Origin of the sequence: Clostridioides sp. ES-S-0108-01 (genome assembly GCF_020662285.1) — a bacterium.
In the GTDB taxonomy this organism is placed as follows: domain Bacteria; phylum Bacillota; class Clostridia; order Peptostreptococcales; family Peptostreptococcaceae; genus Clostridioides.
In genome coordinates, this window is sequence record NZ_JADGMN010000040.1 from 1 (window position 1) to 10,161 (window position 10,161).

The following is a 10,161-nucleotide window of genomic DNA, read 5'->3' on the forward strand; positions in this document are numbered from 1 at the left end:
AATCTCTTAATAAAAAATTTAATTATTATATTTGGTTAATTGTCATTTTTAAAATGTTATTTTTTATGTTTACTTATTCAGTTTTTGTTGAGGATAAGGATTTTATTGATAAAATTTATAATTATAACAATCTATTGCCAACTAATAATACTACTTTATTTTCTTTATCACTGATATGGTTATTCGTAGCAATTATTTTGGTAGGTCGTACATTTATGAATTATTTTAAAGAAAAAAATATTTTAATTGATTTATCAGAAGAAATTGATAATATTGAAATAAATTCTATATTTGAAAATTTAAAGATTGAATTAAATGTAAAGCAAAATGTTATTCTAAGATTTTCTTATGATACATCTAGTCCTTGCGTTTTAGGATTATTTAAACCATATGTGCTTTTAACAAATTCTTATAATGTCCATGAAATTTATTGGATTTTAAAACATGAATTAATACATGTCAAAAATAGAGATAACCTTATTAAATTTATAATGGCTTTTCTAAGATGTTTGTATTGGTTTAATCCTTTAGTATATCTGATGAGTAGAAAAATAAGTGAAGATTGTGAATTACATTGTGATGAAATAGTTATGCAAAATAGCTCAAAAAAAGAACAACAGTTGTATGGCTTAACATTAATTAATTCAGCTAGATTCAACAATGAAGTAAAAAATGTATTAATGACAGAATTCTATAAGACAAACTTAGAAAAAAGATTAGATAATATTGTCCATATAAAAACTCGAAAAGGTATTTTAATAGTATTAATCTTATGTTTATTATCTTCAATCACATATTTAGAATTTGAGTCCCTTAGTTCTGATTCATTAGTACATAAAATTCCAAAACAATTACATACCAAGATTGAGAATAATTCAAAACGTGAATTTTTAGTTCAAGTTAATACAGATGATTAATAAAAAAATTCCTATTTGTAGGAATTTAAATATATTAGTTTAACTGTTGATGGAATTGTTGGTAGTGCAACATGGCAAAAATTTGCATCTGCTACAAACCTTGATTAGAATTTTTAAATATAAATAATTCAACAAAAGACATGATAAGTATATATAACTATGTCCAAAAAGCTCCTTTCAAACGCAGAAACTTTTTTCATCCAAAGTACTTGACTAATTTGCCTAGGTAGAGGCTAAAATTGGACATAGTTACCCTACAAAACAGTCGTAGGATAACTTTCCTTTGCCCAGTATATCGGCATTTTATAGGACTAGTACAGTCATAGCATCTATTCTTTTGCAACTTAATGCCCTCTATCGCTTCCCCCAACAGTAAGATGTATAGATGCTCCACAAAGAAGCTCCACCCCTCGCTTTTTTATTTTTGTAGTATCGAGTCACTACTCTCTGCCCTTTTGCATGGTACTAGACACGCATATATGCAGTTGGCTAACCCAAACGTTTTGTTGGCTACCCCTGTGCTCTGTCGAGTCTTTCGGTTTGCACTTGGTCAAACGTCCTCCCACTATAAAACCATTTAAAAAAAGCCTTGTCCAACTATCTTGAACAAAGCTTGTAATTTTATCTTTTAAGTTTATCATCTTGATTTTTATGTACACATCTTTTATAATTTATGTATATCTAAGAAGATAATAGCTATATTTTATATACTCTATGTTCTTCCAAAACATTTGGTATTTTAAATTATAGTTAAAAGATTACTATTTACTTACTATGGTCTAGATAGTTGGTATTAATCCCAATTAATGTCTACCAAACATTAAAGGGAATAGTAGTCTTTTTTATATTCAATTTTTTGATATAAGTTAATTATAATTCTAGTTATTAAAATTTACTAGTATTTTTCCATAATTTTCTCTATTTTTTTGTCTAATAATTTAATCAGACTATCCAATTTGTTTGTTTTGTGAAAAGTAAAAATGATTGCAGTAGCTATGTTTAGAACTTCTAACATCTTAAAATATTTCTTTAATTCCTCTTTAGAATACTTTTTACTATTTTAGGTAACTTTTTTTACAAAACGACAATTCCACATTTGAAAGTCTTGTATATAATTCATTGCAATACTTACAAGGCTATTAACCATGTAGTTAGAAAAGAGCATAAAAGATTTAATTATATGCTATGCTTTAACATATACTAGTAATTTCAACGTCCATATACATATATTATGTATTAACATAAAGCTTATTCGTCAGTTTAATGTCAGTAGCATTAATAACTATATTAAAATTAATAAAATATTTTATTACATTATTTTATTTTTATAGTATTATTAAATTAATACAAGGGGAGGACAAGTTATGATAAAAAAAATACCACATGCAGAATTAAAGGTTATGAAATTTATTTGGGGGGTAAATGACACAGTTACATCTAAACAGGTAATTGAATCAATGGAAAAGAAATATAGTTGGAAACAAACAACTACACTTACACTTTTATCAAGACTTGTAAAAAAACAATTTCTTTCTGCTGAAAAACTTGACAGATATACTCATTATACGATAATAGTAAAAGAAGATGATTATCTAAAGTTTGAAACATTAGACTTTTTAAATGTGCTACATGATAATTCAATTGTAAGTCTTGTTTCTTCAATAAATGAAAAAAAGGTTGAAGATAAAGAACTAGACTTAATTTATGATTGTTTCAATAATTACTTTGATAACTTGAAAGGGAAATAAAAAATGATTCAAATATTTAAAAGTCTTTTAAATACAACAATAGTATCAAGTACTATAATTTGTATTTTTCTCTTACTAAAAATTAGTATATTTAGAATTTTTAATAAGAGATTTAATTATTATATTTGGTTAATTGTGATTTTTAAAATGCTATTTTTTACATTTTCCTATTCAATTTTTATCAATGATCAAACTATTATTAATAAACTTAATACATATGGCAATACACGAACAGTTGATAATACTATATTATTTTTATTATCAATTGTATGGTTATTCGTAGCATTATCTTTGTTAGTTAATATCTTTGTAAAATATAACAAGGAAAAAAATCTCTTAATTGATTTATCTGAAGAAGTCGATATCATTGAAATAAATTCTATATTTGAAAATTTAAAGATTGAATTAAATGTAAAGCAAAATGTTACTCTAAGATTTTCTTATGATATATCTAGTCCTTGTGTTTTAGGATTATTTAAACCATATGTGCTTTTAACAAATTCTTATAATGTCCATGAAATTTATTGGATTTTAAAACATGAATTAATACATGTCAAAAATAGAGATAACCTTATTAAATTTATAATGGCTTTTCTAAGATGTTTGTATTGGTTTAATCCTTTAGTATATCTGATGAGTAGAAAAATAAGTGAAGATTGTGAATTACATTGTGATGAAATAGTTATGCAAAATAGCTCAAAAAAAGAACAACAGTTGTATGGCTTAACATTAATTAATTCAGCTAGATTCAACAATGAAGTAAAAAATGTATTAATGACAGAATTCTATAAGACAAACTTAGAAAAAAGATTAGATAATATTGTCCATATAAAAACTCGAAAAGGTATTTTAATAGTATTAATCTTATGTTTATTATCTTCAATCACATATTTAAAATTTGAGTCCCTTAGTTCTGATTCATTAGTACATCAAATTCCAAAACAATTACATACCAAGATTGAGAATAATTCAAAACGTGAATTTTTAGTTCAAGTTAATACAGATGATTAATAAAAAATTCCTACAAATACAAATAGGAATTTAAATATATTAAAATACCAAGGAGGATATCATGTTTAAAAAAACAAAAAAAATATTATCTATTGCACTATGCTTAGTTACATTAAGTAGTACAACTATATTTGCAGATTCATTTGTAGGTAATAAACCAATTAATAAATCTACAAAAGATTCCAGTTTTTTATTCAGTATTGACGGTTACACATTCAAGTATGAAAATGCACCACAAGAATTAAAAGATAACTATGATAAAAATTGTAAGGAACTAGGCATAACACCTAAAGCAGATTCAGAAATTTTTGTTCCTAAGGATGAAATGAACAAGTATCAACAAACTTACAACATAGATGATTCTATATCTACATATGGCACTTTTAATATTTATTACAAAGATACATACTTTGAAGTTACTGGAAGTCGAAACTACAAAGTATATACAACTACTTACGTAGGTTATGGATATGTAACAAGAGGTAACCCAGTTCATTTAGTACAATTACTATTAAAAGGAACTGGTTATTCTGTAGGAATAGATAGCATATTTGGTAGTGATACATATAACAAAGTTAAAATGTTCCAAAGTAGTAATGGTCTAACTTCTGATGGTATAGTTGGATTAGGTACATGGCAAACATTTAGATCAGTCTTAAGACTTTAATAATAAGGTTTAATAAGATTACAATTAAAAATTCACATATTAAAAAGCTTATTGTTTAAACACAGTAAGCTTTTTTTATATTAACAGTAATTACGGCTACTAAGTACTTTAAATACATATATTTACAATTCATAATATGTATTTAAGCCTCTGTGCGACTTTCTAAGTACTTCTAGCTTTCTTTTTGAACTTCATTAATTCATTTTTAAAAGCTTTTATTTTTCCGTTTTATAAAATTATCCTTAAAAAAAGAGCATAAGGAGTTTTTGTCCCCATATTACATAAATTTCATGAATATGGAGAACTAAGCAAAGCCTAGTAAAACTCTTTAGTTAAAATCAAAATACTATCTATATTTATAGGTCATTTTTGGGGGGGCATAAAATCACTAAAAAATACACATTTAGACCACTATCAGACCACAAAAAACACATATTTTTTAATATAAAATTTCCTCTATCTTTTAACAATATATAATCACTAGCAAAACTCACCAAAACGATTGTTACGCCAGTTTAGTATCTAGAAATATGCCAAGTCAGAGGGGACTTGTCCTATTTAGAATTTTGTTCATGTTTTTTTATTTTTTAAACTATCTATTGACATTCACCTACAAATTCAATACCTTGGTGCTTAGAGTTTTAGGCTTGGACATAGTTATACCTAAATATCACAAAACCTATAAATAGTAATGTCCAACAAACTATGGTCGAATATAAAATAGCTGGTGCATATGATAAGATACCTACTAAACACGCTTTAGAGGGAAACAAGTTAGTAGCTATGACATGGGATAAAACTGAACAACTTCTAAAAGAGGATTTAAGTGAATACATAATAGTTATTGATGAAATACATCAGACCTACACGGATGCGTTCAGAAGTAAAGCAATAAAGAGCTTAAATAATAAACTAACAAGTGTAAAGGTAGATTAGACATAACGGCAACACCTTCAAAATTAGAGTTTGAAATATATAATCATGTAATCGAATATAAGCAAAAAGTACAAACAGAATACAACGTTAAGTTATACAATAAAATCAATGTTGGAAAAGTAATAGAGATACTAAATAATTCTAACAATGCAATGCTTTTAAAAGATAGTATATCCACACTTAACTATATATCAAAGAAAATTAACAAAAAAACAGGAACAATTAATTCCAAGACACAAACAGAAGTTAAAATAATTGATTATGATGGATATACCTATACTTTGAAAGAGATACAAGAAAATTATTTACCAGAGCTAAAGGAAAAGAAACAGAAAAGTAAAGGTAGACCCAAAAAGGTTATTAGTTTATTTAATGAATATAGCTTATATCATGCAAGACTTAATGACTTAATAAAAATATGCGAACTTAGAAGTTATGATATGGAAGGGTGTAGAGAGGTAACTTTATTTTTATATAGATATTTTACTTGTTGCTTCATGGAAGATGAGGTACAAGCTTTAGAATGTACCTTAGAGCTAAATAAACAGTTTGTAAAGCCGTTGAGGGAGAATGAAGTAAACCCACATACAAAGAGTGCAGAAACGGCGTACAAGGGCAAAAAATATAAATTTAAGAATAGTACATTAATAGATTTATTGAGAATAACAGAGGAAGAACAAAAACATCTTAAATCAATAATTGGTAAAAAAGAAAAGTACATAAGGAATAATATAAGAAGGCAAGAAAATAGAAGAAATGAGAATGGATTAACAAGTAGAGAGCAAGAGAAGCAAGATAAAATAAAACTAGTTAAAGAATTTTATGAAAAAAGCTACAAACAAGTTGAAATATCAGAAAAATTACAACTGACAAAAGGTAGAGTATCACAGATAATAAGAGAGTTGAAATTGAAAAAACAAAAAGTTTAATGAAATGGGTCTTTGTATTAAGGGGGACGTAGTTCTGTTCTTTTTTTAAGGTACAAGTTTATGGTGTTGTATAGATAAAATTCAAAATATTCTTAGTAAGAGAGAGGTAGTAAGACCATGAAAGAGTGGAAACAGAATTGTAAATTTATTGAGAGTATCAGCAAAATAAATACAATAAAAGGACTTATAATTTATAAGTCCTTTTATTGTATTTATTTTTTATTAATTTGATTCTTTCAGTTTGGTTAAGTTATAAATTCCTATGGAAAATAACACACCACCTATTATTAAAAACATATAGGAATAGTTTTTAAATATTTGATTTTCAATTATCTCTTTGAAACCTTTATCAGCTAAGTATGTTGCTTTTAGTGATAATGCTAAGTCATTATTAAGAAATAATATTATAAAGCCTAATACTGCTAATATTAAACTAACCTTTAAGTAAATGTTTTTATTTTCCATTTTAATCAACTCTTTCTATTATTTATTATTTGTATGCAAGATATTCTAAGCCATCACAAACCTCTCCTACTTTAAGAGGACTTTTTGCTACTATTTTTTGAGTTATAGAAGTTCCTGCAAGTATTCCATTTACTGTACCTCTTACTTCTTTATAATATGGTTTAAATGCTACATATCCTATTTTACCTGCAGGTACTTTGTGTGTAGTTGTGACACTTCTTGTTAAAGATTTGCTCCATGTAAATCCTGCATTTGCTCTTACTGCTGCCTTTATTGCTTCTGTAGTTCCACCCACAGTAAAACTTTCAGTTACAGTTGTTGAATTTCCTATAGATATAGTAGCACCTTGTTTTCCACCTGATACATCTTGTGATATTTTGCGTGCGGAACCAGTAATTTTTTTAACACTTGATGCTCCAAAAATAAACTTAGGAGATTTTATGATAGTTTCCTCATTTAAATTAAATTTTTCTAGTGCTTCATTAATATTTAATTTAATCAATTTTCCATCTATAGTTTCATATACTTCGGAAACTTTTTCATTAGTAGTTTTATTTAATAATATTTCTTTTCCTGTTTCAGTATCGAATGATTTAATCCACTCTTCTTGTTGTTTAGATTCATTATTATATGTATATTCTGTACCTAACCCTGTTGATTCCATTGCATATGATGTTGCTGTTACTGCTGGCATTGCTAGCATTGCCATTGTCATTGTGGTTGCTAACATTCTGTTTATTCTTTTTGATTTCATATAAAACACCATCCTTTATGTTTGTATTATATATATAACAAATGAAGTTTTTATTTTTAGACATTTATTAGGTATTTATATATAATTTTTTTAAGAATAATTTTTTTAAGGGAGAATAATTTATGTTAATATATTTAGCTATTATAGATTCAGAAGAAGAAAGAATTAAATTTGAAGAAATATATATTAAATACAAGAGGTTAATGTTTTATGTAGCCAATCAAATTTTAAAAGATGATGTTTTAGCGGAGGATGCTGTTCATAGTTCATTTTTAAAAATAATTGATAATCTTGATAAAGTAAGTGATGTGAATAGTCCAAAAACTAAAGGTTTTGTTGTTATTATAGTAAAAAGGATTTCAATAAATATATATAATAAAAGAAAAAAAGAGGAAATAAATAATATTAATGATGAGAGCTATAAATTTAACTTTTTAGATTTATCGATTGAAAAGTTAGGTGAGTATAGTTATTTAGGAGAAGCTTTAAAAAAACTATCAGAGACAGACTTACAGGTGATTCTCTTAAAATATAGTCATGGTTTTTCTATCAAAGAAATTTCTAAAATATTGAATATAAAAGAGGTTAATTTGTATAAGAGAAATAAAAGAGCATTAGAAAAATTAAAAAAAATTTTAAGCGAGATGGAGGCATTATCAAATGAATAAAGATAAATTAGATATAGAAAAATTATTATACGAACAGCTTCCAAATATAGAAGAAAAAATGCTGTATGAATTACCTTGTGATGAAGATATTGACTATGAATTTTCTATAGAATTTGAGAATAAAATGGATAAAATTATAAAAGAAAATGAGAAAAAAGTAAAAAAGAATTCCTATAAAAACTTAAAAAGAATTGCTATTGTTTTTATAATAATTTTATCAAGTATAGTCACTATAACTACTATAAAAACAGAAGCTTTTCCAGAAAATTTAATGAGAATAATGAAGAAGGTATATAAAGAATTTACAGACTATAATTTTATAAACCCTCATAAATCAAATGTATCATTTAAATATATAGAGCCTAAATACATTTCTACTGGATATAAAGAAGTTGAGAGAATTGAGGAGGAAAATTATCTATCAATATCATATAAAGATAAATTAGATAACTATATAATTTATCAAATGATGTTATATTCTAGGGATGTTATAGTCTTGGATACAGAGGATGCTTTTGTTGAGAATATAACATTTAATAATCAGTATGCACAGTATGTTGAAAAAGGAAATACTCAACAATTATTGTGGCATGACAAAAATAATATTTATATGTTATCTAAAGAGCTACCTACAAAAAAAATAACTAGGAAAGATAAAAAAGAATTTATTAAAATTGCAAAAAATATTAAGTAAGTTTTTGTCTAAAATAGTACTAGTTAGTTGTTATATTGATATATAAGATTTTATAAGGAGGTACTTAATGAGAGTAAAAAATATAATCTCAATATTTGTATGTGTATTGATAATGATAATGTCAGTAAATGTTGTTAGTTTTGCTGAACAGCTTAATTCATCTGATGTTATTTTTATGGAAGATGGTAAAGAAGAAATAAGTCCTTTTTCAGTTTATATATTAAATGGTAGATGTAATTTATCATTTTCTAATGGAAAAGCAAATGTAAATGCTTCTGTTGTTGGAAAATCTGGAGTAACTAAAACATCTATTGTAACTAAGTTACAAGAATTAAAAGGTGGAAGTTGGGTAAATTTAAAAACATCTACGAAGAAAACAGGAGGAAAAACTTGTTCTGTTTTAAACTCATATTCTGTGACAAAAGGATACACTTATAGAGCTGTTGCAATAATTACTGCTGAAAATGAGTCAAAAACATTAATAAGTACATCTCAAAAATATTAATAAAAGAAGAATACACTTACAAGAGTTAAAAAACATTTTGAAAACTACTACAGAAGTATCTAAATCAATCAAAATTAGAAAATAGATATTAGATAAATATAAGCTTTGATAGTTTGATTACTATTGAAGCTTTTTATTATATCTAAATTAGCATATTTTACCAGTGAGGAAAAAATAGGAAAATGTAGAAAAAACACAAAGTGTTTGCTATTATCTAAGTATAAACCCTATAATTAGTAGAACTTATGTGATGATTATACAATCATCCCCTAGCCTCTTAGTTGAGGTTTTTAAATGGTATATCAGTAAGAATTATATTGTATAAAAATATAAAACTTATTGATGTACCATTTTTTTGTTTTAAATATCTGGCAGCTTGAAAAAAATATTTAGTTATACAAATAAAAGTTATAAAAAGAAACCTCGGAATCTATCATATGCAAATAGCAAGATAAGGAGGTGTTTTTTATAAAAAGAACTAAAGCTAAAAAAATGGCTAGAGCAAAGAAAAAAGCTAAGATTAAAAAAATAGCCAAAATAGTAAAAACAATTTTAGAAATAGTTTTAATATGTATAAAGATATACTTATTGTTTAAAAAATAGGTTGCATGTTCGTGTTCGGAAAAACCAACGTTTGACCGTACGCTTAATATTTATGCTATTTTTACATCTAATCATTGGAAATCAACAATAAAATATGTTCGGTATTGTAAAAGCAGAAAATATAGTTTGACCGAACAAAAAATATATTATATAATTATTATAACAAGATAAACGGGGGATATGATTATGATAATTGGATATGAGAGAGTAAGTACAAGAAAACAGGATAATAGTAGGCAAGAAAGAGTTTTGGAAAATGAGGGA

11 protein-coding genes are annotated in these 10,161 nt (G+C 25.6%); 9 read left to right on the plus strand and 2 right to left on the minus strand.

Annotation, left to right across the window (positions count from 1 at the left end; all coding sequences use genetic code 11):
* The 6 genes from IR152_RS19130 to IR152_RS19155 form a co-directional block, all read left to right on the plus strand.
* A partial coding sequence (locus tag IR152_RS19130; RefSeq protein WP_227453428.1) for a M56 family metallopeptidase occupies positions 1–917 on the plus strand: 917 nt, incomplete at its 5' end.
* A 1,364-nt stretch (positions 918–2,281) separates the two neighbouring features.
* Positions 2,282–2,665 carry a BlaI/MecI/CopY family transcriptional regulator gene (locus IR152_RS19135; protein WP_227453429.1) on the plus strand — a complete coding sequence of 128 codons (384 nt, stop codon included), beginning with the start codon at positions 2,282–2,284 and terminating at the stop codon, positions 2,663–2,665.
* A 3-nt stretch (positions 2,666–2,668) separates the two neighbouring features.
* Positions 2,669–3,676 carry a M56 family metallopeptidase gene (locus IR152_RS19140; protein WP_227453430.1) on the plus strand — a complete coding sequence of 336 codons (1,008 nt, stop codon included), beginning with the start codon at positions 2,669–2,671 and terminating at the stop codon, positions 3,674–3,676.
* A 61-nt stretch (positions 3,677–3,737) separates the two neighbouring features.
* Positions 3,738–4,343 carry a peptidoglycan-binding domain-containing protein gene (locus IR152_RS19145; RefSeq protein ID WP_227453431.1) on the plus strand — a complete coding sequence of 202 codons (606 nt, stop codon included), beginning with the start codon at positions 3,738–3,740 and terminating at the stop codon, positions 4,341–4,343.
* Between the two features lie 705 nt (positions 4,344–5,048).
* Positions 5,049–5,279 carry a hypothetical protein gene (locus IR152_RS19150; protein ID WP_227453432.1) on the plus strand — a complete coding sequence of 77 codons (231 nt, stop codon included), beginning with the start codon at positions 5,049–5,051 and terminating at the stop codon, positions 5,277–5,279.
* A 152-nt stretch (positions 5,280–5,431) separates the two neighbouring features.
* The gene (locus IR152_RS19155) at positions 5,432–6,208 is read left to right on the plus strand and encodes a hypothetical protein (protein WP_227453433.1); all 777 of its coding nucleotides are present in this window, start codon (positions 5,432–5,434) and stop codon (positions 6,206–6,208) included.
* A 222-nt stretch (positions 6,209–6,430) separates the two neighbouring features.
* Here IR152_RS19155 and IR152_RS19160 read toward each other — a convergent pair whose 3' ends face one another.
* Positions 6,431–6,673: a hypothetical protein gene (locus IR152_RS19160; RefSeq protein ID WP_227453434.1), complete on the minus strand. Its 243-nt coding sequence runs from the start codon at positions 6,671–6,673 to the stop codon at positions 6,431–6,433.
* 25 nt (positions 6,674–6,698) lie between these two features.
* A complete protein-coding gene (locus IR152_RS19165; RefSeq protein ID WP_227453435.1) occupies positions 6,699–7,427 on the minus strand; it encodes a hypothetical protein in 729 nt (242 codons plus the stop codon).
* A gap of 122 nt (positions 7,428–7,549) precedes the next feature.
* On the opposite strand from IR152_RS19165, the gene IR152_RS19170 reads away from it, so the two are divergent.
* The 3 genes from IR152_RS19170 (at position 7,550) to IR152_RS19180 (ending at position 9,294) form a co-directional block, all read left to right on the plus strand.
* A complete protein-coding gene (locus IR152_RS19170; RefSeq protein WP_227453436.1) occupies positions 7,550–8,095 on the plus strand; it encodes an RNA polymerase sigma factor in 546 nt (181 codons plus the stop codon).
* The gene (locus IR152_RS19175; RefSeq protein ID WP_227453437.1) at positions 8,088–8,789 is read left to right on the plus strand and encodes a DUF4367 domain-containing protein; all 702 of its coding nucleotides are present in this window, start codon (positions 8,088–8,090) and stop codon (positions 8,787–8,789) included. The genes IR152_RS19170 and IR152_RS19175 overlap by 8 nt, the downstream gene beginning before the upstream one ends.
* Before the next feature lie 67 nt (positions 8,790–8,856).
* Complete coding sequence (locus IR152_RS19180; RefSeq protein WP_227453438.1) at positions 8,857–9,294, plus strand: hypothetical protein; 438 nt, start codon at positions 8,857–8,859, stop codon at positions 9,292–9,294.
* Positions 9,295–10,161: the final 867 nt, after the last annotated feature.